The 21969-nt window shown below is 69.2% G+C and carries 24 protein-coding genes; 13 read left to right on the top strand and 11 right to left on the bottom strand.

Going from position 1 to position 21969, the window contains the following annotated elements; genetic code table 11:
- The first annotated feature begins 178 nt into the window (after window positions 1-178).
- From ACWPN5_RS05230 to ACWPN5_RS05215, 4 genes are all read left to right on the top strand, one after another.
- Window positions 179-796: a DUF1013 domain-containing protein gene (locus ACWPN5_RS05230; protein ID WP_145679542.1), complete on the top strand. Its 618-nt coding sequence runs from the start codon at window positions 179-181 to the stop codon at window positions 794-796.
- A gap of 156 nt (window positions 797-952) precedes the next feature.
- A complete protein-coding gene (locus ACWPN5_RS05225; protein WP_492294629.1) occupies window positions 953-1546 on the top strand; it encodes a UbiX family flavin prenyltransferase in 594 nt (197 codons plus the stop codon).
- Window positions 1547-1603: 57 nt separating this feature from the next.
- Entirely contained in the window at window positions 1604-2296 is a 693-nt protein-coding gene (locus tag ACWPN5_RS05220; protein ID WP_137140232.1) for a carbonic anhydrase, read from the top strand.
- 259 nt (window positions 2297-2555) lie between these two features.
- Window positions 2556-3926, top strand: a complete 1371-nt coding sequence (locus tag ACWPN5_RS05215; RefSeq protein WP_492294626.1) for a flagellar hook-basal body complex protein — start codon at window positions 2556-2558, stop codon at window positions 3924-3926.
- Here the strand turns inward: ACWPN5_RS05215 and ACWPN5_RS05210 are convergent.
- Complete coding sequence (locus ACWPN5_RS05210) at window positions 3916-5682, bottom strand: tetratricopeptide repeat protein (RefSeq protein ID WP_492294624.1); 1767 nt, start codon at window positions 5680-5682, stop codon at window positions 3916-3918. The two genes, ACWPN5_RS05215 and ACWPN5_RS05210, sit on opposite strands and share 11 nt — an antisense overlap.
- A gap of 215 nt (window positions 5683-5897) precedes the next feature.
- Here ACWPN5_RS05210 and ACWPN5_RS05205 point away from each other — a divergent pair, with 215 nt between their 5' ends.
- Window positions 5898-6290, top strand: a complete 393-nt coding sequence (locus ACWPN5_RS05205) for a hypothetical protein (RefSeq protein WP_492294622.1) — start codon at window positions 5898-5900, stop codon at window positions 6288-6290.
- On the opposite strand, the gene ACWPN5_RS05200 is transcribed toward ACWPN5_RS05205, so the two are convergent.
- From ACWPN5_RS05200 to ACWPN5_RS05190, 3 genes are read right to left on the bottom strand one after another with little or no spacing between them, the layout of a single operon-like run.
- Window positions 6274-6873 carry a GNAT family N-acetyltransferase gene (locus tag ACWPN5_RS05200; RefSeq protein ID WP_492294620.1) on the bottom strand — a complete coding sequence of 200 codons (600 nt, stop codon included), beginning with the start codon at window positions 6871-6873 and terminating at the stop codon, window positions 6274-6276. The genes ACWPN5_RS05205 and ACWPN5_RS05200 overlap by 17 nt on opposite strands.
- A 14-nt stretch (window positions 6874-6887) precedes the next feature.
- Entirely contained in the window at window positions 6888-7346 is a 459-nt protein-coding gene (locus ACWPN5_RS05195) for a TIGR02444 family protein (RefSeq protein WP_200476967.1), read from the bottom strand.
- Between the two features lie 29 nt (window positions 7347-7375).
- On the bottom strand, window positions 7376-8461 hold the full coding sequence (locus ACWPN5_RS05190) for an ATP-dependent 6-phosphofructokinase (protein WP_014239910.1): 1086 nt from the start codon (window positions 8459-8461) through the stop codon (window positions 7376-7378).
- A 217-nt stretch (window positions 8462-8678) separates the two neighbouring features.
- Between ACWPN5_RS05190 and ACWPN5_RS05185 the strand changes: the two genes are divergently transcribed.
- The 4 genes from ACWPN5_RS05185 (at window position 8679) to ACWPN5_RS05170 (ending at window position 12570) form a co-directional block, all read left to right on the top strand.
- Window positions 8679-8864, top strand: a complete 186-nt coding sequence (locus ACWPN5_RS05185; RefSeq protein WP_014239909.1) for a YdcH family protein — start codon at window positions 8679-8681, stop codon at window positions 8862-8864.
- Window positions 8865-9026: 162 nt separating this feature from the next.
- The gene (purE, locus tag ACWPN5_RS05180) at window positions 9027-9494 is read left to right on the top strand and encodes a 5-(carboxyamino)imidazole ribonucleotide mutase (RefSeq protein ID WP_492296354.1); all 468 of its coding nucleotides are present in this window, start codon (window positions 9027-9029) and stop codon (window positions 9492-9494) included.
- Window positions 9495-9497: 3 nt separating this feature from the next.
- Entirely contained in the window at window positions 9498-10580 is a 1083-nt protein-coding gene (locus ACWPN5_RS05175; protein ID WP_492294618.1) for a 5-(carboxyamino)imidazole ribonucleotide synthase, read from the top strand.
- Between the two features lie 274 nt (window positions 10581-10854).
- Window positions 10855-12570: an EAL domain-containing protein gene (locus ACWPN5_RS05170; RefSeq protein WP_211111388.1), complete on the top strand. Its 1716-nt coding sequence runs from the start codon at window positions 10855-10857 to the stop codon at window positions 12568-12570.
- A 23-nt stretch (window positions 12571-12593) separates the two neighbouring features.
- Here the strand turns inward: ACWPN5_RS05170 and ACWPN5_RS05165 are convergent, their stop codons facing one another.
- The 4 genes from ACWPN5_RS05165 to fumC form a co-directional block, all read right to left on the bottom strand.
- On the bottom strand, window positions 12594-12770 hold the full coding sequence (locus tag ACWPN5_RS05165) for a hypothetical protein (protein WP_186466095.1): 177 nt from the start codon (window positions 12768-12770) through the stop codon (window positions 12594-12596).
- A gap of 143 nt (window positions 12771-12913) precedes the next feature.
- Window positions 12914-13627 carry a DUF599 domain-containing protein gene (locus ACWPN5_RS05160; RefSeq protein ID WP_145679551.1) on the bottom strand — a complete coding sequence of 238 codons (714 nt, stop codon included), beginning with the start codon at window positions 13625-13627 and terminating at the stop codon, window positions 12914-12916.
- A gap of 112 nt (window positions 13628-13739) precedes the next feature.
- On the bottom strand, window positions 13740-13943 hold the full coding sequence (locus ACWPN5_RS05155; protein ID WP_109068052.1) for a ribbon-helix-helix domain-containing protein: 204 nt from the start codon (window positions 13941-13943) through the stop codon (window positions 13740-13742).
- A gap of 19 nt (window positions 13944-13962) precedes the next feature.
- Window positions 13963-15363 (bottom strand): class II fumarate hydratase, encoded by a 1401-nt coding sequence (fumC, locus tag ACWPN5_RS05150; RefSeq protein ID WP_145684358.1) that lies wholly within the window; start codon window positions 15361-15363, stop codon window positions 13963-13965.
- 210 nt (window positions 15364-15573) lie between these two features.
- On the opposite strand from fumC, the gene ACWPN5_RS05145 reads away from it, so the two are divergent.
- Entirely contained in the window at window positions 15574-15828 is a 255-nt protein-coding gene (locus ACWPN5_RS05145; protein ID WP_492294614.1) for a hypothetical protein, read from the top strand.
- A gap of 369 nt (window positions 15829-16197) precedes the next feature.
- Window positions 16198-16413: a hypothetical protein gene (locus tag ACWPN5_RS05140; protein ID WP_014239900.1), complete on the top strand. Its 216-nt coding sequence runs from the start codon at window positions 16198-16200 to the stop codon at window positions 16411-16413.
- A gap of 107 nt (window positions 16414-16520) precedes the next feature.
- Here ACWPN5_RS05140 and ACWPN5_RS05135 read toward each other — a convergent pair whose 3' ends face one another.
- Window positions 16521-17012 (bottom strand): GNAT family N-acetyltransferase, encoded by a 492-nt coding sequence (locus tag ACWPN5_RS05135; protein ID WP_145684353.1) that lies wholly within the window; start codon window positions 17010-17012, stop codon window positions 16521-16523.
- A gap of 99 nt (window positions 17013-17111) precedes the next feature.
- Here ACWPN5_RS05135 and ACWPN5_RS05130 point away from each other — a divergent pair, with 99 nt between their 5' ends.
- Window positions 17112-18239 (top strand): GNAT family N-acetyltransferase, encoded by a 1128-nt coding sequence (locus ACWPN5_RS05130; RefSeq protein ID WP_492294611.1) that lies wholly within the window; start codon window positions 17112-17114, stop codon window positions 18237-18239.
- 15 nt (window positions 18240-18254) lie between these two features.
- On the opposite strand, the gene ACWPN5_RS05125 is transcribed toward ACWPN5_RS05130, so the two are convergent.
- A complete protein-coding gene (locus ACWPN5_RS05125; RefSeq protein WP_492294609.1) occupies window positions 18255-19340 on the bottom strand; it encodes a glycosyltransferase in 1086 nt (361 codons plus the stop codon).
- Between the two features lie 397 nt (window positions 19341-19737).
- Entirely contained in the window at window positions 19738-20814 is a 1077-nt protein-coding gene (locus ACWPN5_RS05120; protein WP_145684347.1) for a CgeB family protein, read from the bottom strand.
- Between the two features lie 400 nt (window positions 20815-21214).
- On the opposite strand from ACWPN5_RS05120, the gene ACWPN5_RS05115 reads away from it, so the two are divergent.
- On the top strand, window positions 21215-21937 hold the full coding sequence (locus tag ACWPN5_RS05115; protein WP_200477491.1) for a phage tail protein: 723 nt from the start codon (window positions 21215-21217) through the stop codon (window positions 21935-21937).
- Window positions 21938-21969 lie beyond the last annotated feature (32 nt).

The following is a 21969-nucleotide window of genomic DNA, read 5'->3' as shown; positions in this document are numbered from 1 at the left end:
CAAGACGGTTAGCAGAAGGATCGGTGTCCGGGTTTTCCCGGCCGCCTGCCCGAGCACGCTTACATCGACCGGTTCCGGCCCTGATATGGAGGGCGAAGCTCGGGACCATCCGGTAAAGTATGGCCGATCGCGCCACCCGCCAGCGGGTGCGGTCGGGTTGGAGTTGTCAGGAGGGACGATGGCACTGCCCTTGATGCCGAAAGCGACGGCCGTCTGGCTGGTCGAGAACACATCCTTGACCTTCGAGCAGATTGCCGCCTTCTGCGGCCTGCATTCCCTGGAGGTCCAGGCCATCGCCGATGGCGAGGTGGCGGTCGGCATGGTCGGGCTGGACCCGGTGGCCAACGGTCAGTTGACGAAGGGCGAGATCGAGCGCTGCGAGCGCAACCAGGACCTGCGCCTGAAGCTGCTGGTCCCCGACCTGCCGCTCCCGGCGGCGCGGTCGAAGGGTCCGCGTTACACCCCGATCACCAAGCGCGGCGACAAGCCCGACGCCATCGCCTGGTTGCTGAAGCATCATCCGGAGCTGTCGGACGCCCAGCTCTGCCGCCTGATCGGCACGACCAAGCCGACCATCGCGGCGGTGCGCGACCGCACGCACTGGAACGCCCCGAACATCAAGCCGCGCAACCCCGTGCTGCTCGGTCTGTGCACCCAGCGCGAGCTGGAGGAGGCGCTGGCCCTGGCGGTCCGTCGCGGCGGTGTTCCTCTGTCGCAGGAGGAGCGCGAGGCGCAGGACGGCGAGGACGGCTACGGCGACGAGTCGCCCTATTCGGAGCGGGAAGAGGCGCGCTGACGCCGCTTTTCCGGCCCCTCTCCCCCGACGGGAGGGGGGCTTTTTGCTTGTGTGCCCCGGGGATGGCCGTCCCTCCGTCCCCGGCGCCGGCCCTGCGGAAAGGCCCGTGAAGACCGCGCTCTGGACGACACCCCACCCGCGCGCTACTTCTTCGCCATGACTGCACCCTCCCGTCTTGTCGTCGGCATCAGCGGAGCCTCGGGCGTGATCCTGGGCGTCCGCTTGCTGTCCGTGCTCCGCCGGATCGGCGTCGAATCGCACCTCGTGGTCAGCCGGTCCGCCGAGGTCACCCTGGCCCATGAGACGGACATGAAGGTGGCGGAGCTGCGCGCTCTGGCCGACGTGTCCTACGCCGCCGCCGACATCGGCGCGGCCATCGCCAGCGGCAGCTTCCGCGCCATGGGCATGATCGTTGCCCCCTGTTCCGTCCGCACGATGAGCGAAATCGCCACGGGCGTGACCTCCACCCTGCTGACCCGTGCGGCCGACGTCACGCTGAAGGAGCGCCGCCCGCTGGTGCTGATGGTGCGCGAGACGCCGCTGCATCTCGGGCACCTGCGCACGATGACCCAGCTGGCCGAGATGGGGGCGGTGATCGCCCCGCCGGTTCCCGCCTTCTACAGCCGCCCGCAGACCATCGACGATCTGGTCGACCATGCCGTCGGGCGTGCGCTCGACCTGTTCGGGCTGGACGCGGGCATTGTCCGCCGCTGGGGCGAGCCGGCGCCTGCGGAGGTTCTGGAAACATGACCCGGCCTGGGCTATACCGCATCCGCTAAATCCCGACCGATGAGGGGTATCAGAACGATGCCACACACCCGCGACCAGGACGTTCCGATTCGTCAGCTTCTCGCCGGGATGAAAGGTTTCCGGGCGCGTTACTACGAGCGCCGGCCCGACAGCATGCGCCAGCTCGTCGAGCAGGGGCAGAAGCCGAAGATCCTGATGATCGGCTGCTCCGACAGCCGCGTCGATCCGGCGCTGCTGACCGAGGCCGAGCCGGGCGAGATGTTCGTCGTCCGCAACGTCGCCAACCTCGTTCCGCCCTACCAGCCGGACGGCAGCTACCACGGCACCTCGGCGGCCATCGAGTACGCGGTGCGGGTGCTCCAGGTCAGCCACGTCATCGTGCTGGGCCACGCCCTGTGCGGCGGCATCCAGGGGCTGATCCGCCTGCGCAAGGGCGAGCCGGACCAGAACGACTTCGTGTCGCCCTGGGTGTCCATCGCCAGCGCGGCGCTCGATCCCTACATCCCGCCCGCCCAGGGGGACACCGACGAGGAACGGCGCAAGGCCGAGTTCGAGCGTCTCCAGCAGAAGCCCGACGTGATCGAGCGCGCCGCCGTCCGCACCTCGGTCGACAACCTGATGACCTTCCCCTTCGTCCGCGAGCGGGTGGAGGCCGGGTCGCTGGAACTGCACGGCTGGTGGTTCGATCTGGACAGCGGCGACCTGTGGGCCATCAATTCCCAGACCAAGATGTTCGAGCCTGTCGATTGAGGCCGGTCGACTGAGGCCGGCCGACTGAAGCTAGCCGACTGAGGGTGCCGGGTGGGCGAAAGCTGCCCAGCGGACGGTGAGGAGCCGCTTCCGCCGGGAAATTTCTGCCCATCCCCTGTTTCCCGCGGCCCGAGCAAGTCCGCCCCCCGCCGCGGGGAGGGTTGTTTCAGCGGGTGACCGCTTTCTGGCACGACGGTTGCACTTCCATGTTCGGCGCGTTCCGGCGGACGCGCACGGACGGGAACAAGGCGGCCGGACCATGGGCATCACCACGATCTTCAACAATGGCGTTCTCGGGCTGACGGCGCAGAACCGCGCCCTGGGCACCATTTCGAACAACATCGCGAACGCCTCCACGTCCGGCTTCAAGGCGTCCGAAACCCAGTTCGCCGATTTCGTTCTGAGCGACCGCACCGGCAACAAGGACCCCGGCAACGGGGTGCGCGCCTTCGAGCGACTGGACCACAGCGGCGGCACGATCACCCAGACGGGCGTCACCACCAACGCGGCCATCGTCGGCAACGGCTTCTTCCTCGTCCAGGATCTGGACGCCCAGACCGGTACGACCGCGACCGCCCCCCAGACGAGCGACGACACGGTCTTCCTGACGCGCTCGGGCGACTTCTCTCCCGACAAGGAGGGCCGTCTGGTGAACGGCGCCGGCAAGGCGCTGATGGGCTTCAAGCTCGACCCCGCCAGCGGCACCGGCTCCTTCGGCAGCCTCAGCAGCATGACCCCGGTCTCACTGAGCGGGCTGCAGGACTACCGCGAGGCCTCGACCCAGGCGTCGCTGAACCTCAACCTGCCCTACGACCAGGCCCCGGTGACCGGCGAGATCACCACGGCGAACACCACCGGCGTCGTTCTGAACATGGTGGACAAGAACGGCGCCGACGGGGCGATGGCGCTGCGCTTCGTGAAGACCGGGCAAGCGGAGGACGGCACCTCGACGTGGCAGGTCTTCAACGCCGGGGTCATCGGCGCCGACGGCAAGCCGGTGGGCGACGGCAACGTGAACGACCCGACCACCTGGAAATCGCTCGGCACGCTGAACTTCGCCCGCAACGGGACCCTGACCGGCGGACCCACCGGCGGCCAAGTGGCCCTGACCCTGAATCCCGGCGGCGACTTCGCCCAGACGACGCTGGATCTCGGCTCATACGGGAAGATGAGCAACTCCATCACCACCATCGCCGGCATGGATCTGGGAATCGTCCAGGGCAACAACGGCATCCGCGCCGGCACCTACCAGGGGTCGGAGATCACCGCCGACGGCTTCGTCGCCGCGAACTTCCAGGGCGGCAAGCAGCGCTACGTCTACCGCATCCCCGACGCGACGGTGGTCAACCCGACCGACCTGGAAAGCGTGTCCGGCACCATGTTCCGGACCACCGCCAATTCCGGCGCCATCCGCCTGAACTCCTTCGGCAACCTGACCAGCGAGACCGGCACCAGCGCGCCGAAGACCGTCGGGGCGTCACTGAACACGGCCAGCGTCGAGGGCTCCAACGTCAAGATCGAGGAGCAGTTCACCACGCTGATCCAGGCGCAGCGCACCTACTCCGCCGCCTCCAAGCTGGTGTCCACCGCCGACGAGATGACCCAGACGACGATCACCCTCAAGTCGTAAGAGCCGCGGCACGCAACGCCTCGGCGACCCGCCCGGCCACCTCCGTCCAATCGCCGACGCGCGTCTGGCGGAACAGCCGGGCGGTGGGGTACCAGGGGCTGTCCTCCCGCCCCACCATCCAGCGCCAGTCCGGCGACAGCGGCAGCACGACCCACACCGGCACCCCCAGCGCCCCGGCCAGATGGGCCGGCCCGGTGCAGGAGGAGATGACGAGATCGAGGTTGGCCATGATCGCCGCGGTGTCGGCGAAATCGGCGATGCCCGGTCCCAGGTCGGTGAAGGTCGAGGGCATCGGCACCCGCTCCAAATCCTCGCGACCCGGCCCCTTCTGCAGCCCGAAGAAGCGCACGCCCGGCACGTCCAGCACCGGCCGCAGCCCGGCCAGCCGGGGCGAGCGCAGCGCGTCGCCGGGAAAGCGCGGGTTGCCCGCCCAGACCAGCCCGACGCGCAGCCCCCTTCCCTCCGCCAGCCGCTCGCCCCAGGCGGCGGCGCGCTGTTGGTCGGGGCGCAGATAGGGAACGGCGGCGGGCACGGTGTCCAATGCGGTGCCAAAGGCGCGCGGCAGGCTCATCAGCGGGCATTCCAGATCGAAGTCCGGCAACGGGTCGCCGCGGGCGATCAGCCGCTCCACCCCCGGCAGCCCAGACAGAACGCTCATCAAAGGCGGCTGCACCTCCAGGATCACCCGCGCCCCGCGCGCCGCCACCAGCGGGACGTAGCGGACGAACTGCAGGGTGTCGCCCAACCCCTGCTCGGCGTAGAGCAGGATGGTGCGCCCGGCGATGTCGCCGCCGGTCCAGGTGGGCTGGGCGAAGCGGCGCCAGGGCGGTTCCGCCCGCCCATCGTGGCGGCGCCAGTCGAACTCCGGCCAGCCGCCCTCGCAATCCCCGGCCAGCAGCCGGGCGAAGCCGCGGTTCCAGCGCATCCCGGCGTCGTCGGGGCGGACCTCCAGCAGCCGGTCGAAGTCGGCCAGAGCCTCCACCGGCCGGGCCATGGCGAGCCGCGCGTTGCCGCGCGCCGACCACAGGGACGGGCCGGAAAAGCCGCTCTCCTCGGCCGCGGCGAAGGCCGCCAGCGCCTCCTCGAAGCGGCCCAGCCCGGCGAGCAGCGACCCGAGATTTCCCCACGCCGCGCCATAGCCGGGGGCACGGTCCAGCGCCGCGCGGTAGGCGGCCTCCGCCTCGTCCCAGCGCTTCTGGGCGGCACAGGCGGAGCCGAGCATCATCCGGGCCGCCGGTGATCCCGGCGCCACAACGGCGGCGCGGCGGGCCGCCCGCTCCGCCTCCGCTCCCCGCCGACCGGCGAGCGCCGTTTCGGCGAGATTCACCAGGGCATCCGCCGAGGCCGGGAGCAGCGCCAGCGCCCGTTGCGCCGAACGGGCGGCCTCCGGCACCCGGTTCAGGTTGCGCAACGCGGCGGCCCGGCTGGCGTGGGCGTCGGCAAGCAGCGGGTCCAGCCTCAGGGCGCGGGCGTAGCCAGCCTCCGCCCCGGCCGCGTCGCCCATGGTCTGACGCGCCCCGGCGAGGTTGGAGTGCCCGCCCGCCGAGTCGGGACGCAGCGCCAGCGCCCGGCGCAGCAGCCGCGCCCCGTCGGCCGGACGCCCTGTCTGCGCGTGCAGCACGCCCAGGAACTGGGCGGCGTCGGGCTGCTCCGGATCGGCCTCCAGAATCCGCCCGTAGAGCGTCGCCGCTTCGGCCAGACGGCCCGACTGGTGATGGTCGATGGCGGCCAGAAGGGCCTCGATGATCGTCGCCATGGGACGTGCCTGATGGTGGAAGGGGTACCGGAAGCCGAAGGACCGGACAGGTCCGCTGACGCATTGGTCACAAGTCCTGCCGTTCCCGCAACCCACCCACGAGAAGCCCCGCGTTGCATTTCACTTTTGCAAAACTTATTCTGCACCCATGCCCTGGGACATACCGGGGTATTCAGCGCGAGGACCGCTTCCCGCTTATGAAAAGCATTCCGTCGATGACAAGCACCTTGAACGTCTGCGCCCTTGCCCTGACCTGCGCCCTGGTCCCGGCGATCCTGACCGCAATGCCCGCCGCGGCCAACGAGAAGCCCGCCGGCGGCGGATGCCCATGGGCGCAGGACGTCAAGCTGGACCTCAACGGCAAGACGCTCACCCTGAACCAGGAGGCCTTCTCCGCGAAGGGAGAGCCGCTGGACCTCGAGGGCTATCAGATCTACCCGCTGCTCGACCAGTTGAAACTGCGCATCCTCGGGCCGCGCGGGCAGGAGTGGGAAGCCGGGCTGACCCGCCTGTCCGGCGGCAAGCGCTGCCAGGCCTTCTATGTCGGCAAGCCGTTCCTGGTGTCCGACGAGACGGGCGACCGCAACAGCCTCATCCTGGTCCGCTGACTCCCGGATTCATGCCGGTGTTCACCCTCGCCCACCAGCGGTCGCGCCCGATCCGGTAGAGGACGTGCCGCTTCAGGCGATGCCCGTCGGGAACCCGCGGGTGGTCGAAGTCGGCCGCCGCGTCGCGCTCCATCCCCAGCCGCTCCATGACCCGCTGCGACCGCCGGTTCGCCGGCACGGTGAAGGCCACGATCTCGTCCAGCCCGACCGCGCAGAACCCGTGTGCCAGCGCCAGATTGGCGGCCTCGGTGGCCAGCCCCTGCCCCCAATGGGCGGGGTCGAGCCGCCAGCCCACCTCCACGGCCGGGGCAAACGGCGCCTCCCACGTCACGCGGGCCAGACCGACAAAACCGATGAAGGGGCCGTGGCCGGGCCGCTCCACCGCCCAGAAGCCGAAGCCGTGCCGGTCGAAATGCTCGCCGATGCGCCGGATCACCGCGTCGCTGGCCGCCCGGTCGGGAAGCGGCAGCAAATGCTCCATCACCGCTGGATTCTGCGACAGCGCGTGGAAGGCCTCGCCGTCGCCGTCGCGCCAGGGACGCAGGATCAACCGGGAGGAGGCGAGGACGGGCCGCGTGGTCACCGCGCCGGTCGCCCTCAGGGCTCCGGCGGCGTGTCGAGCGCCGCCAGCAGAGCCATCACCGCCGGGTCGCCCTCCGGCACCAGCCGGTAGAGGTTGGCCGCGGCCGGCGCGATGCCGCCGCCCGGCGCGGGGGTGAGCCCGGACAGGGCGAAGAGGCGGTCCTGCTGGACGCGCTCCGCCTCCAGCTCCGCCGCCTTCAGGCGCTTGTAGAGGGCGTCGTCCTCGCCCTTCGCCCGGCGGCGGACGGTGCGCAGCGGGCGGACCACCTCGTCCCGCCAGGGCGCGACCGCGGAGTCGATCCGCGCCAGTTCCTCCGCCGGCAGGTCGGCGTTGCAGGCCATGCCCGCCCAGGCGGCGAACAACAGGACATTCACGTCCTGGCCGAGCCGGTCCTGGAGGTCGAGGCAGGCGGCGGGCACGCCGGGCCGCCCGTAGACGGCGAGCGCGAAGTCCCAGAGCGGGTTTTCCGACATCGCCGCGCCTGCCTCCCTGGAGTTCCCGCTCAATCGCCCAGGCTGATGCCCAGGCCGCGGGCCGTCTTGACCATGGCGCCGTCCAGCTCCACGCAAGCGTATTTGGCGATGGCCTCGGTGATCGGCACGTCGATGACGCCGCGGTCCGACCAGGCGACCATGCGGTCGAACTTGCCCTCCGCGATCAGGTCCACGGCGTGCACGCCGAAGGCCGAGGCGACCAGACGGTCGCGCGGGCTGGGCATGCTGCCGCGCTGGACGTGGCCGAGGACGGTGACGCGGGTCTCCGCCCCCGTCGCCTCGGCGATCTTCTCGCCGATGTAGTCGCCGATGCCGCCGTAGCGCTTCTGGCCGCCCTGGAACAGCTTCTGCACGCCGGTGCCGTCCACGGTCTTCACCGCCTCCGACACCACGACCAGCGCGAAGTTGCGGCCGGTCGAGCGCACCTGCTTGATCTTCTGGGCGATCTTCTCGATGGAATAGGCGATCTCGGGGATCAGCACCACGTCGGCGCCGCCGGCGATGCCCGCGGCCAGCGCGATGTGGCCGGCGTCGCGGCCCATCACCTCCAGCACCATGACGCGGGCGTGGCTGGCCGCGGTCGGCTGGAGCCGGTCGAGCGCCTCGACCGCCACACCGACGGCGGTGTCGTAGCCGACCGACACCTCGGTCAGGCCAAGGTCGTTGTCGATGGTCTTGGGGATGCCGACCATCTGGAAGCCGCCCTTGTCGGCCAGCTTCTTCAGGATGGCGAAGCTGCCGTCGCCGCCGATGCCGATCAGCGCGTCCAGCCCCAGCTCGCGGTAGCCGCCGATGATCTCGTCCGACCGGTCCTTCTGGGTGCCGTCGGCCATCGGGTAGGCGAAGGGGTCGCCGCGGTTGGTCGTGCCGAGGATCGTGCCGCCCATGCGCATCATGTTGCCGTCGACCTGCGGCAGGTCGAGCACCTGATACTGCACCGGACGCTGCAGCAACCCCTGGGTGCCTTCCTTGATGCCCAGGACCTGCCAGCCGTAGGTCAGGACGGCCCGGTGGACCACCGCGCGGATGACCGCGTTCAGCCCGGCGCAGTCGCCGCCGCTGGTGAGAATGCCGATGCGCTTGCCTGCTGTCATGGATGACTGTCCCGTGTCGTCTGGAACCGCTGCGAAAGGTAGTCATACCAGAACGTTGCTCCACCGCAATGGTTCTGGTCCTCCGAGTATATTACATTCCGGCGACCGGATTATAACCCTGCGAAGAATGCGTGGTTTCGCACTGCCGTTGCGCCGGAAATCTGGTATAGTCCCCGCCGCTCAGCCAGCGGGCCCCGCGCGTATGAACGAACAAGAGATGCTGAAGGAAAAACTGGCCACGCTTCGCAGCGAGCATCGCGACCTCGACGACGTGATCGCCCGACTGCACGAACGTGCGCCGTTCGACCAGCTTCAGATGCAACGTCTGAAGAAGCGCAAACTCGCGCTCAAGGACCAGATCATGGTTCTGGAAAGCCGTATGCTGCCCGACATCATCGCCTGAGACGGGTTTTCGGCGGGGTACATGGCCCGGCGCATCGCGTCGCGCTGGACTCCGCGCGCGCGCTTTCTATAATGCGCCGCTTTCCGGACCTAGAGGAAAGCGCGCGCCGTGTCCGCATCCATCGCCGCCACCACCGACCGCAAGCCGCTGGTCGGCATCATCATGGGCAGCCAGTCGGACTGGACCACCATGAAGCACGCCGCCGAGACGCTGACCGCGCTCGGCGTCCCGCACGAGGTCCGGATCGTCTCCGCCCACCGCACCCCGCAGCGTCTGGTCGAGTACGCCACCACCGCCCGTGAGCGCGGCCTGAAGGTGGTCATCGCCGGGGCCGGCGGCGCCGCCCACCTGCCGGGCATGGCCGCCTCCATGACCCCCCTGCCCGTCTTCGGCGTTCCGGTGGAAAGCCACGCGCTGAAGGGCATGGACAGCCTGCTGTCGATCGTCCAGATGCCCGGCGGCGTTCCGGTCGGCACCCTGGCCATCGGCAAGGCCGGCGCCATCAACGCAGCGTTGCTCGCCGGTTCGGTCATCGCCCTGATGGACCCGACGGTCGCCGCGGCGCTGGACGCCTGGCGCGCCCGCCAGACCGCCGCCGTCGCCGAAGCCCCCGTCGACGAGCCCGCCTGAACCATGGCCCAACGCATCCTTCCGCCCGGCTCGACCATCGGCATGCTCGGCGACGGGCAGCTCGGCCGCATGACCGCGCTCGCCGCCGCCCGTCTGGGCTACAAGACGCACGTCTACGCGCCGGGATCGCAGGGCAGCCCCGGCGCCCAGGTCGCGGCGGCCGTCACCTCCGCCGGCTGGGACGACCTCGACGCGCTGGAGGCCTTCGCCCGCTCCGTCGACGTGGTGACCCTGGAGTGGGAGAACGTCCCGGTCGCCGTGGTCGAGCATCTGAACCGCTTCACCCCCGTCCACCCCGGCGGCACCGTGCTGTCGGTCGCCCAGGACCGGGTGGAGGAGAAGTCCTTCGTCAACGCGCTGGGCATCGGCACCGCCCCCTGGCGCGCCGCCCGCAGCGCCGACGAGGTGGCGACGGCGGTGGCCGAGATCGGCCCGCGCTGCATCCTGAAATCCACCCGCCTCGGCTATGACGGCAAGGGGCAGGCGCGGATCGAGCCGGGCAGCGACCCGGCGGAGGCCTGGGCGGCCATCGGCTCCGACGCCGGCATCGTGGAGGGCTTCGTCTCCTTCACCTGCGAGGTGTCGGTGATCGTCGCCCGCGGGCTGGACGGTCGCATGGCCGCCTACCCCGCCGTGGAGAACCGGCACAAGGACGGCATCCTCGACACGACCATCGCCCCGGCCCGCGTCCCGGCGGCGACGGCCGCGGAGGCCGAGCGGGTCGCCCGCCGCATCGCCGAGGCGCTGGACCTCGTCGGTGTGCTGGCGGTGGAAATGTTCGTGACGCCGGACGGCGGCGTGCTGGTCAACGAGATGGCGCCGCGCCCGCACAACTCCGGCCACTGGACCATGGACGCCTGCCATTCCTGCCAGTTCGAGCAGCTCGTCCGCGCCGTCTGCGGCCTGCCGCTCGGCTCGGTGGAGCGGGTGGCGGACGCCGAGATGGAGAACTTGATCGGCGCCGACGCGGACCGCTGGCCGGATCTGATGGGGGAGCCCGGCGCCCGCCTGCACCTCTACGGCAAGGCGGAATCCCGCCCGGGCCGCAAGATGGGCCATGTGACCCGGCTCCGTCCTCGCGCCTGACCGTCCCGGTCGATTCCCCCCGTTTGAGCGTCACGGCGGGCCGTTTCCTGTGCGGGAACGGCCCGCTTTCCTTTTTTTCGCGCGACGGGTGCGATAATCCGGCGCGGCTCAAAACCATATTTCTCTTTAAATCATTGAAAATTCTACGTTCCGATTTTTTGTTCGGAACGGCGGGGCAAATCTTGCCGCTTTTTTCAGAACGGGAACACGGCTAGTCTCCATTGAATGAATGACGCAATTCGATAAACTTTTTCTCAATTTCGGACCATTGCCGATGCAGCTTGCGCATGACTCGATCAGACGCCCGGTGCCGCAGACCAGCACGCAGGTCCGGCGCCCGTCGCACCGCGAGCGCGACCGCTTCGTCGGCTTCGCCTTCGCCGCGGCGGATCTGCTGATCGAGACCGATGCGAAGGGCACCATCCTGTTCAGCGCCGGGGCGCGCTGCCGCCTGACCGAAGGCGACGTGGGAGGGCTGGTCGGCAGCAACCTGCTCGACGTCGTCGCGCCCAACGACCGCAAGTACGTCACGGTCCTGTTCAAGCGCATCCAGGACAAGGGCCGCATCAAGCCGGCGCGCGTGGTCTTCCAGGGCTGCGACGGCAACCGCTTTCCGGCGCTGCTCGGCGGCTGCCGGCTCGATTCCTGCCCCGGCTCGCTGTTCCTGACCGTCCTGCTGGCCTCCGGCCCGCGCAACACCAACGAGGCGCTGGCCGCGGCCGGCCAGCTTCTCGACGGCAACGCCTTCAGCCACATCCTGGAGGACCGCATCCTCAAGGCGCGGGAGAAGGGGCTGGACAACGCCTTGACCCTGCTGCTGATCGACGGGCTCCAGTCGATGGTCGACGCCCTGCCGGAAGGGGCGGCGAGCGAGGTGATGCAGGGGATCGAGGCCTATCTTCGGGCGATCTCCGCCAACGGCGACAGCGCCGGGCAACTGGCCACCGACCGCTACGGCATCGTCCACGCCTCCGACATCGACGGGCAGGAGGTGCAGGCCCACATCACCCAGATCATCCAGAGCGCCGGCGGCGAACTGCCCGGCGGCATCCGCACCTGGTCGCTGGACGTGTCGGACGAGCGGCTGGATCCCGCCGACGCCGCGCGCGCTCTGGTCTACACCGTGCAGGCCTTCGCGTCGGCCCAGGGCGGCGAGTTCACCATCTCCAGCCTGGAGGATGGGGCCAAGCGCATGCTGTCCGACGCGGTGGACCGCATCGGCCGGCTGCGCGCGACCATAGAGAAGCGCGACTTCTTCGTCGTCTACCAGCCCATCGTCGACATCGGGACGCGGACCGTCCACCATCTCGAGGCGCTGACCCGGGTGGAGGGCATGCCGTCACCGGCGGACTTCATCACCTTCGCCGAGGATGTCGGGCTGATCTACGACTTCGATCTGCTGCTGACGCAGTCGGTGCTGGACACCATGCACGCCCACCGCAAGGAACCGACCCTGCCGGACGTGGCGATCAACCTGTCCGCCAAGACGCTGATGAGCCCGATCTTCCTGCGCCAGTTCCTTGCGGTGACCGAGCCCTACGGCGATCTGGCCCGCAAGCTTCTGCTCGAAGTGACCGAGACGGTCGTCGTCACCGACATCGCCAAGCTGAACGAGGTCCTGCAGAAGCTGCGCGCCGCAGGCTTCCGCATCTGCCTGGACGACGTCGGGGCCGGGTCGACCTCCTTCCAGTCGCTCTACGGCCTCCAGGCGGATTTCGCCAAGATCGACGGGCATTTCGTGCGCGGCGCCGTGCACAGCGGGCGCGACATGGCGATGCTGCGCTCCATCGTCGACGTCTGCGGCCAGCTCGGTCTCGGGCTGATCGGGGAGCAGGTGGAAGGGCCGGAGCACGCGCAGCTTCTGACGGAACTGGGGGTGCCGCTGGCGCAGGGCTACCTCTACAGCCGCCCATCCCGCGACTTCGCCTATTTCGCCAAGGATTGGGCGAAGATGGCCGGCACGGGCGGCAAGGTCCTCAGGAAAGGCTGAGGCGCGCCCGAACCGGACCGGCGTCAGCCCAGTTCGTGCGCGGCGTCGATGAAGTGGCGCGCCTGATCGAGCAGCTCGCGGTTGCGGTCCATGAACTCCTTGGCGGCGCCGCAGGCCCCCGGATGCAGCCGGACTTCCGCCAGGAGCCGCTCCGCCTCGTCCAGCGAATTCAAGACCGATACCGCTGTGTCGATGTCCATGGCCAACCCCCTCGATCATGGCGTGCTGCAACGCACGCGTTCATCAGGCGGCTATGACAAAAGCATTAATTTGCGCTGCAGCGTATTGGCCATAACGTCGCAGATTTAGAACATTTTAACCTATTTCTCGCCAAAACCGTGCATCATGGCCGTTTGCGTTTCTCCAACGCATCCGCCTGTACGCGGATGACCTTCTCCGTCGCGGAGAAGCCCTGCCGGCGGGTCAGGACGACGATGACCGCCGCGGTGGACACCATGAAGAACCAGGGGCCGAGCATCCAGGCCAGCGCCGCCATGGCAAAGTAATAGGCGCGCATGCCGCCATTCAGCGCCTTGACGGCCAGCGTCATGGCCGCGGCGATGCTGTCCGCCATGGCCGTCTTCTCTTCCGCCGGCACCGGAGGCAGCGGGGCGGAGCCGATCAGGGCGCAGCAGTAATTGTACTGGCGCAGCGCCCAGGTGAACTTGAAGAAGCCGAAGGTGAAGATCGCCACGAGCAGCAGCATCTTCAGCTCGAAGAACTCGCGACTGGTCGGCACCGTGAAGGACAGCGTGCCGACCAGCTTGTGGGCGTTCTCTACCGCGCCGAAGGCGCCGACCAGACCGGCCAGCACCAGCATGTTCGTGCTGGCGAAGAAGGTGCAGCTCTGCATGGTGTGGCCGACGAGCTGCGAGTCCATGATGCGGTTGTCGCGCTCCAGCATCCGCTCCATCCAATGGCGTCGCACCTTCTTCAGATGCTGGTTGACGACCATGCGCCCGCCCAGCATGTGGTCCTGGATCAGCGTGAAGCCCGCCCAGCAGGCGAGGAACCACAGGAAGGCGACGGTGTCGAGGAAGGTGATGTCGGGCGTCACGGGCGGACACTCTGGCGCGAGGGGAAGGGGACGGTCCGGCGCAAGGGTGTAGCCGTCCCCCCGCCGCCTGTCCAGGGCGCCCCGGCGGGAGAGGGAGCCCCTACCCTGTCCCTTACCCCCGCCCCTGCACCGCGTTCAGCACGAAGACGCGGATCGCGCTCGACAGGTTGCCGCTGCGGGTCGAATCGATCTCCTCGATCAGCGCGTTGACCGACATGCCCCGCGCCTGCGCGAGGCCCTTCAGCGCCTCCCAGAATTCCTCTTCCAGGGAGACGCTGGTCGGGTGCCCGGCGATGAGGACGGAGCGCTTTTTCATCGACGGCGCGCGGCCCCGGTCACCGGGGCTTGACCATGGTGTCCGGCTTCACCCACTGATCGAACTGCTCCTCGGTCAGCAGGCCCAGCGCCACGCCGGCCTGTTTCAGGGTCGTTCCCTCCTTGTGCGCCTTCTTGGCGATCTTCGCCGCGTTGTCGTAGCCGATGTGCGGGTTCAGCGCGGTCACCAGCATCAGGCTCTCGTTCAGCAGCTGTCCGATGCGCTCGCGGTTCGCCTCGATGCCGACGACCGCGTTGTCGGTGAAGCTGTTGCAGGCGTCGGCCAGCAGCCGGATCGACTGCAGCACGTTGTAGGCGATCACCGGCTTGAAGACGTTCAGCTCGAAATGGCCGGTGGCGCCGGCGATGCTGACGGTGGTCTGGTTGCCCATCACCTGGGCGCAGACCATGGTCATCGCCTCCGACTGGGTGGGGTTCACCTTGCCGGGCATGATGGAGGAGCCGGGCTCGTTCTCCGGCAGCGCGATCTCCCCGATGCCGCAGCGCGGGCCGGAGCCGAGCAGGCGGATGTCGTTGGCGATCTTCATCAGCGACACCGCCAGCGTGTTCAGGCTGCCGTGGGCGTCGACCAGCGCGTCGTGGGTCGCCAGCGCCTCGAACTTGTTCTCGGCCGTGACGAAGGGCAGCCCGGTGATGGACGCCACCTCCTCGGCGAAGGCTTCGGCGAAGCCGGTCTTGGCGTTCAGGCCGGTGCCCACCGCCGTGCCGCCCTGGGCCAGCCGGTAGAGCTGCGGCAGCGACGCCTTCACCCGCTCGATCCCGTAGGCGATCTGGGTGGCGTAGCCGGAGAACTCCTGCCCCAGGGTCAGCGGCGTGGCGTCCTGGAGATGGGTGCGCCCGATCTTCACGATGTCGGCGAACTCCGCCGCCTTCGCCGCCAGCGCCGCGTGCAGGTGCTCCAGCGCCGGCAGAAGCTCGTGGTGGATCTGCTCGGCCGCGGCGATGTGCATGGCGGTGGGGAAGCTGTCGTTGGACGACTGCCCCATGTTGACGTGGTCGTTGGGGTGGACCGGCTTCTTCGACCCCATCTCGCCGCCCAGCGCCTCGATGGCGCGGTTGGAGATGACCTCGTTGGCGTTCATGTTGGTCTGGGTGCCGGAGCCGGTCTGCCAGACCACCAGCGGGAAATGATCGGCCAGCGTGCCGTCGATCACCTCCTCCGCCGCCTCGACGATGGCGCGGCCCAGCCGGGGGTCGAGCACCTCCAGCGCCATGTTGGCGAGCGCCGACGCCTTCTTCTGGATGCCGAGCGCGCGCACCAGCGCCGGCGGCATGCGCTCCCCGCCGATGCGGAAGTTGCGCAGCGAGCGCTGCGTCTGGGCGCCCCAGTAACGGTCGGCGGCAACCTCGATCGGTCCGAAGCTGTCGGTCTCGGTGCGCATCCCGGTCTTACCGGTCATGGTCAGGTCCTCGTCGGTTCGAACATCGTTCCGGTCAGGGCATTTTTTCCCGAATCGGCCGCCGGGCAAGGGGAATCCGCGCGGAATGCCCTTTGGGCGAGGGTCCGGCCGAATTTGTTCTTGTTGCGTTCCGTTTCCTGCGTTACCGTTTCTGCGTGAACGGCCCAGCCGTCCGGCCCGGCCATCCTCCTACAGCCCTGGGAGATTCGAATGAGCGACGTCGCCCTGGACCATGTCCGCGCCCTGATTGCCAAGACCCGCGTCGCCGAGATGACGGCGCAGGGCTGGCGCGTGATCGGCCCCGGCGAGGAAGGCTCCCTGCTGATGGAAGGGCCGCAGCTCGGTGGCGCGCCGGTGCGCCTGTCGGCCCTGGTCAACGATTTGTTCGACGATCTGGTTTCCCAGGCGCTGGAGCGCGCCGACCGCATGGACCACGCCGCTGGCCGGTTGCCGCGCGCCGCGTAAAGGGTTACGCCCGGCATGCCGGGCTCCCGCAAAGGATGTACCCCGCCCGGCGGGGCGGCCTGTTAACGCCCCGCCGCAGCGGTTTAAGGCTTGCGGTGGCCGCCGTTGAGGCTCCGCCCCATCCCGCCTAGGCCGCTCCGGCCGCTATGACCTTTGCCGGAAGTCCTTGAAAAGTCTCACAGCGCCAAAACCGCACCGGCGCGCCTAAAGAAAAGTATTAATCCAAACGGGTAAAAGCACCCTATATTTGTCGGTTGCGGGATTACCCCTCAAGACACCAGCCCGGCGGAACCCCCGTTAGTAAGTCGTTAACCGGGACATGGCCAAATAGAGACATCACGAACACACAAGACAAAACGGAGTTTTAAAATGCTGATCGCCACCACCACCGAACAGATTACCTCGTCCTCTCGCGTTCACATCGCCCTGGTCGATGAGTTCATCCAGCTGGCGCTGAACCGGATCGACGGCCAGAACGACCCCTTCGTCCGCGAAAGCCTTGCCGACCTGCTGTCCACCCTGCGCGAGGAGCGGTCCGGCTACCTGGACCTGCTGAACGCCGCGATGCCGGCCAAGGCCGCCTGAGGGTCCCGCAGGACCAAGGCGTAAGTACAGCGTGGTGGCGATGAGGTCGGGGCCATCGACAAGCCCCGACCGTCAGCCCACCGGAACAGTCAGATACCGACGTTCCCTCAAGCCTCATCCGCCTGCGCGGCCAGTGCCGCGATCGCATCGCCGGTGAGACGGTAGGGAAGCCACTCCTCCATCTGTTTGAAGCCGATGCGCAGATAGAAATCGCGCGCCGGGTTCCAGTGCAGCACATTCAGGTCGACACGGCGGCAGCCCCGCTCGGCCGCCAGTCTGGCCACCGTCGCCAGCAGCTTGCGGCCCACGCCGTAGCGCCGCGCCTCCGGAGTGACGTAGAGATCCTCGACGAACAGGCCGGCCCGCCCTTCCCAGGTCGAATAGTTGCGAAAGCACAGCGCGAAGCCGACGGGCTCCCCGTCCAGCTCGGCGATCAGCGCCTCGAACACCGGACGCTCGCCCCAGCCGTCGCGCCGGAAGTCCGCCTCGCTCGCCTTCACGGCGTGGGGTTCGTTTTCGAACGCGGCCAGTTCCCGGACGAAGCGGAGGATGGTCGGGCAATCGGCCTCGACGGCCGGACGGACGGACACGGTGGGCATGGCAACTCCAGGTCTCGACAATGGCGCGACGATAGCCGCGCCGGCCGCAAGGCAACAACCGCTTTGCCATCGCCCGCGGGCGGGCCTAGGCTGCGCGCCATGCGGGACATCAAGACCATCGGCGGCCAGTCCATCGGCGGCGTCGCCATCCGCGAAGCCCGGCCCGGCGAGCGCCATGCCCTGCTGGCCCTGGTCGCGCGGATCGACGCCGAAAGCGATTTCCTGCTGCGCGAGCCCGGCGAGCGGCCCTTCTGGGGACGCGATCTCGCCGCCTTCCAGGCGCTGGGCAATTCCACGATCTTCGTCGCCGAGACCGTGGGGAGCCGCCCCGCGGAGCTCGTCGGCTATCTCAGCGCCCATGGCGGACGGTTCCGCCGCAACCGCGGCGCGGTGACCCTGGCGGTCGGGGTGCGGCGCGACTGGAACGGGCGCGGCGTCGCCACCGCGCTGTTCGCGGCGGCGGAGAGCTGGGCGCGGCGCACCGGCGCGCACCGGCTGGAACTGACCGTGGCCGAGAGCAACGGCCGCGCCCTCTCGCTTTATGACCGGCTCGGCTTCCTCGACGAGGGGTTGATGCGCGACGCGCTGCGCGTCAACGGCGCGTGGCGCAGCGAGCGGCTGATGGGCAAGCTCATCGGGGCGGAGCATGTTCCCGAATGGCCCGACCTGACGCCCGACCCGATCGTGGACGCGCCGCCCCCGGCGCGGATCGGGCGGCTGGAGATCCGCCCCGCCCTGCCCGCGGACGCCGCCGCCTACCTCGCCTACGACCGCGCGGTGCGCAGCGAGACCCATTTCCTGATGCGCAGCGCCGCCGAATCCCTGCCCGACGTCGCGGCGGCCCGGCGCTTCCTCGCCGAACAGAGGATCGGCGACCGGGCGGCGACCCTGCTGGCCGTCGTGGACGGCACCATCGCCGGGTCCCTGTCGCTGTGGACCGGCGCCTACGCCCGAACCGCCCATGAAGCCGGCCTGGGGCTGGCGGTGCGCCGGGACTTCTGGGCGTCGGGCGTCGGTGGGCGCCTGATCGCCTCGGCGGACCTCTGGGTGCGGGCGCGGCGGCTGCACCGGCTGTCGCTCTGGGTGTTCGGCCACAACGGCCGCGCCCGGCGCTTCTACGCCAGGCACGGCTTCCGGGAGGAGGCGGTGGCCCGCCGCCACAGCCTGATCGACGGACGGCTGACCGACCATGTGGCGATGGCGAAGCTCTACGGCGCCGCGCCCTAGGAACAGGTGGCGGGGCTACGCCATCCCCGCACCCGCCGCCGTCGCCCCTCCGGCCACCAGCTCCTCGAACCGCGTCAGATAGCGTTCCGTCATGCCGTCCAGCGAGTAACGGGCGCGGGCGACGGCGCGGCAGGCGTCGGGGTCCAAGCCCTCGCAGTCCTCGATGGCGCGGGCCATCTCCTCGGCGTCCTTGACCAGGAAGCCGGTGACGCCCGGCTCCACAAGGTCGGCCAGAGCGCCGGTCGGGAAGGCCACCACCGGCGTGCCGCAGGCCAGCGCCTCCAGCGCCGCGACGGGCGTCGGCTCCGACATCAGGCTGGGCGCCAGCAGGCAGCGCGCCGCCCCGAGCATCCAGCGCTTGCGCCCGAAGCCGATCCGCCCGAGGAAGCGGCGCTTGGGGTCCAGCCGCGGCCGGATCTCCTCCTGGAGATAGCGCTGGTCCTCCGCGTTGCGGGACAGCCCGCCGCAGAGGAGAAGCTGCATGTCGATCTGCCGCGCCGCGTCCAGCGCGATGTGGAAGCCCATCTCCGGCTCGATGTCGCCCAGGCAGACGGCGAAGCGGCGTTTCGGCACGCGGATGTGCAGGCGGTCCACCGCCACCCCGATCTCCAGCGGCGGCAGCAGGGACAGCGCCGACGAGGCGCCGCGCACCTGCGCCGCGGACACCGGCTGGAGATGCAGGTTCGCCCGCCGGAACGCCAGCGCCTCCGGCCGGTAACGGTCGAGCGGCTGGTAAAGCGTCGTCAGAACCGGCACGTCCTGCGGCGGCAGCAGGACGTCGAAGTCCCGGACATGGATGTGGACGAGATCCGGCGCGTGGTCTTCCACCGCCCCGGCGACCACGGTGGCGACGCGCCTCAGAACGGCCGCCTGCGCCCGCTCGTCCGGCGCATGCCCATGCGCGCCGCCATGGACGCGCGCCAGGGGAATCAGCGTTCCCGCCACCGCCGAATTCTCCGGAGCGATGACGACCGAGCGGTGCCCGGCACGGACCAGGGCGGCGTCGATGGCGCCGGCCACCTGCTCCGCCGTGCCGTCGCTCTCCGGATCGGCGCCGACCGGGGCGAAGGGCGACGCCACGGTGAGGATGGTCAATGCCATTGGGCCGCCTCCGCAAAACGGAGGCCCGACAGGACGCCGACGCTCGGATGAGGTTCTCCCGCCGATCCGTTCCTACGCTTCACCGCTTCGTTCATCCCATGTCCCTGTGGTGTTATTCATTGAAACTTATTGTCTGACGCTCGCTCTTCTTTCCGACGCCTTGATGATCTGGGGAAAAGCCGGAATCGGGACAGCCCTGTTGCCATTGCCCCCTCTTTGTTTTCTACGAAAAAGGGCTTCCGGTAACCGGGGTATTGGAAGTGGATCGACTCGCGGAAGGGATAGCCGTCCTGCACCGGGCTGCCGACCTCGGAACCGGGAACCCGACCGGACGGCCAGAACGCCCAGGGCGGCTTACTTCCAACAGAGGCGGCCCGGGCAACCGGGCGACGTCGGATCAATCATCGCCGCCCCCCTTGATGTCGAGAATGGAGCGCAACTCCCGCACGCGCCGCTCCGCCGTGTGCTCCTCCAGAACGCGCGACCGCGCGCGCTGGGCCAGGGTGGCGAGATGGCCGCGCGGCAGCATCAGCGCCGTGGTCACGTCGTCGGTCTCCCGCGCGACCAGGATGTCGCGCCCCGGTTCGAAGAAGGCGCCGAGCCCCTCCCACGCGTCGGAAATCACCGGAACGCCGCAGGCCGCCGCCTCGAACAGCCGGACCGACGGGCACCAGCCCATCGCCTTCAGGGACCGCCGGGTCACGTTCAGCGTCAGGGTGGACGAGCGGAAGAAGGCCGCGTGCTCCGCCGGAGGCAGATGTTCGACGCGCCGGATGTTGGCGCCCCAGGACGCGTCGTCCGGGTAGCCGCCGCCGGCCAGGACGAAGCGCCGCCGGCCCAACCGCCGGGCCGGCTCGAGGAACAGCGCCTCCAGCGCCGCCCGCCGGTCCTCGACCCAGGCTCCGAGATGGCAGAGATCGCCGAGATAGCGCGGCACCGCGTCGACGGGCCGGTGCAGGTCAGGATCGACCCAGGCGTAGAGCGGCGCCACGTACCGGGCGCCCAGTTCAGTCTTCAGCGCCTCGAGCGCTTCCCCGCCGGTGCTGCTCAACACGGTGTCGAACCCGCCCAGACCGTCCGGCGGCAGATAGGCCGGCCGTTCCCCCGTTTCGGAGCGGGACAGGGTGATGTGCGTGTCGAGGTCGTAATAGACCGTGCGTTGCGCCTTCGATCCCAGCACGAGGTGGGAGGCCGCCGCCCCGTCCGGACAACCGGAGGTCACCATCGCGACGTCCGCCTCGTCGGCGTGGCGCTGCGCCGCCGCCGCTACTTCCTCCCAACGCCCGTAGAGCAGAAGCTCGCCGCCGGGCACCTCCCACAGGTCGCGGTGCTGCGCCCGCTCGGGCGTGTCGCGCTCCAGGAAGACGACGCGGTTGCCCCGCCGCGCCAAAGCCTTGATCAGCCCCCGCCACAAGGTGGCGTGCCCGTTGCCCCAGGAGGAGCTGATGGATTGTCCGAAAATGATGATTTTCATGATGTTGGCGCCATGCCTCCGCCCCCGAGCCTCCAACCCGATGGCCCATTTGGAACAACGTGCCCCATCCGATCCGGTTCCGGACGCCGGGACCGCGCGGAGGGGGTGCCCCGAGGGTCTGCGGCGCTCCTCGGCGATCCGCGGCATGGGCCGGCAGGACAGCCTCTCATGGCGCCGTCGCACGCTATGCGTGCAAGGAACAGGAGGCATCGGAAAATGAAAATATTTGTATAAAAATGTCGTTTAACCACCTTAGCGGGATATGGAATAATAAGTTCGTGAAAAAATAAATTCATTCACTTGTATGGCAACCATCCGTCTGAACAAAAAACAATCCCAACGCGAAGGACACATCATGCGCAAGGCTCTTCTCCCCGCCGCGCTTGCGATGGCAAGCGGCATGGCTCTGTTCAGCACACCCGCAGCGGCCTGCAACGACGAGGCCTACATCGGCACCGTCTGCACCTTCGCGTTCGACTGGTGTCCCCGTAACTACATCCCGGCCGACGGCCGGACCCTGGCGATCCGCGAGTATCAGGCGCTGTTCGCGCTGGTCGGCTTCCGCTACGGCGGCGACAACGTGAACACGTTCGGCATCCCCGACCTGCGTGGCCGCGCGGCCATCGGCAGCGGGACCGGCCCCGGCCTGGTGAACATCGCCATCGGCGCCAAGGTCGGCCAGCAGGAGCTTCTGCTCTCGGCCGCCCAGGTGCCGCTGCAGCCGCACACCCACACCGCCACCTTCACCGGCACCGGCGGCGGCTCGGGCGGCTCGACCACCGTTCCCTTCACCGGCACCGTCAGCCTTCCCATCACCAACGGCGGCACCCCGGTGTCGGCCCCGACCTCGGGCACGGTCTATCTCGGCGACACCTCGATCGACGACGGCGGCGCCGGCATGGTTCTGAAGGGGCCGTACAACACCAGCGGCCCAGGCACGGGCGCCAAGGTGGCCGGCACGGCCAGCGGCTCCATCACGGTTCCCAACACCGGCATCACCGGCGGCACCGTGGCGGTCGCCCCCGCGTCGGCCGGCGCCACCCAGAAGGTCTCCACCCAGTCCCCGGCGATCGGACAGACCGTCTGCATCGTGGCCAACGGCCTCTATCCGAACCGTCCGTAACGGATCGCGTAGCCGAAACCCGAACCTCTTCA

It is taken from the genome of Azospirillum sp. UENF 211521, from assembly GCF_058780535.1.
Note: the sequence above shows the minus strand (reverse complement) of the source record. Positions and strands in the feature narration are given on the sequence as shown.

Excerpts from the sequence above, each read along its gene's own strand:
- ACWPN5_RS05185 (WP_014239909.1), top strand. The coding sequence starts at position 8,679 with ATGCTGAAGGAAAAACTGGCCACGCTTCGCAGCGAGCATCGCGACCTC.
- ACWPN5_RS05220 (WP_137140232.1), top strand. The coding sequence starts at position 1,604 with ATGCCACACACCCGCGACCAGGACGTTCCGATTCGTCAGCTTCTCGCC.
- ACWPN5_RS05135 (WP_145684353.1), bottom strand. The coding sequence starts at position 17,012 with ATGCCCACCGTGTCCGTCCGTCCGGCCGTCGAGGCCGATTGCCCGACC.
- ACWPN5_RS05175 (WP_492294618.1), top strand. The coding sequence starts at position 9,498 with ATGGCCCAACGCATCCTTCCGCCCGGCTCGACCATCGGCATGCTCGGC.
- ACWPN5_RS05125 (WP_492294609.1), bottom strand. The coding sequence starts at position 19,340 with ATGGCATTGACCATCCTCACCGTGGCGTCGCCCTTCGCCCCGGTCGGC.
- ACWPN5_RS05165 (WP_186466095.1), bottom strand. The coding sequence starts at position 12,770 with ATGGACATCGACACAGCGGTATCGGTCTTGAATTCGCTGGACGAGGCG.
- ACWPN5_RS05190 (WP_014239910.1), bottom strand. The coding sequence starts at position 8,461 with ATGACAGCAGGCAAGCGCATCGGCATTCTCACCAGCGGCGGCGACTGC.
- fumC (WP_145684358.1), bottom strand. The coding sequence starts at position 15,363 with ATGACCGGTAAGACCGGGATGCGCACCGAGACCGACAGCTTCGGACCG.
- ACWPN5_RS05205 (WP_492294622.1), top strand. The coding sequence starts at position 5,898 with ATGACAAGCACCTTGAACGTCTGCGCCCTTGCCCTGACCTGCGCCCTG.
- ACWPN5_RS05210 (WP_492294624.1), bottom strand. The coding sequence starts at position 5,682 with ATGGCGACGATCATCGAGGCCCTTCTGGCCGCCATCGACCATCACCAG.
- ACWPN5_RS05145 (WP_492294614.1), top strand. The coding sequence starts at position 15,574 with ATGAGCGACGTCGCCCTGGACCATGTCCGCGCCCTGATTGCCAAGACC.
- ACWPN5_RS05115 (WP_200477491.1), top strand. The coding sequence starts at position 21,215 with ATGGCTCTGTTCAGCACACCCGCAGCGGCCTGCAACGACGAGGCCTAC.
- ACWPN5_RS05215 (WP_492294626.1), top strand. The coding sequence starts at position 2,556 with ATGGGCATCACCACGATCTTCAACAATGGCGTTCTCGGGCTGACGGCG.
- ACWPN5_RS05140 (WP_014239900.1), top strand. The coding sequence starts at position 16,198 with ATGCTGATCGCCACCACCACCGAACAGATTACCTCGTCCTCTCGCGTT.
- ACWPN5_RS05155 (WP_109068052.1), bottom strand. The coding sequence starts at position 13,943 with ATGAAAAAGCGCTCCGTCCTCATCGCCGGGCACCCGACCAGCGTCTCC.
- purE (WP_492296354.1), top strand. The coding sequence starts at position 9,027 with ATGGGCAGCCAGTCGGACTGGACCACCATGAAGCACGCCGCCGAGACG.
- ACWPN5_RS05230 (WP_145679542.1), top strand. The coding sequence starts at position 179 with ATGGCACTGCCCTTGATGCCGAAAGCGACGGCCGTCTGGCTGGTCGAG.
- ACWPN5_RS05170 (WP_211111388.1), top strand. The coding sequence starts at position 10,855 with ATGCAGCTTGCGCATGACTCGATCAGACGCCCGGTGCCGCAGACCAGC.
- ACWPN5_RS05195 (WP_200476967.1), bottom strand. The coding sequence starts at position 7,346 with ATGTCGGAAAACCCGCTCTGGGACTTCGCGCTCGCCGTCTACGGGCGG.
- ACWPN5_RS05120 (WP_145684347.1), bottom strand. The coding sequence starts at position 20,814 with ATGAAAATCATCATTTTCGGACAATCCATCAGCTCCTCCTGGGGCAAC.
- ACWPN5_RS05130 (WP_492294611.1), top strand. The coding sequence starts at position 17,112 with ATGCGGGACATCAAGACCATCGGCGGCCAGTCCATCGGCGGCGTCGCC.
- ACWPN5_RS05225 (WP_492294629.1), top strand. The coding sequence starts at position 953 with ATGACTGCACCCTCCCGTCTTGTCGTCGGCATCAGCGGAGCCTCGGGC.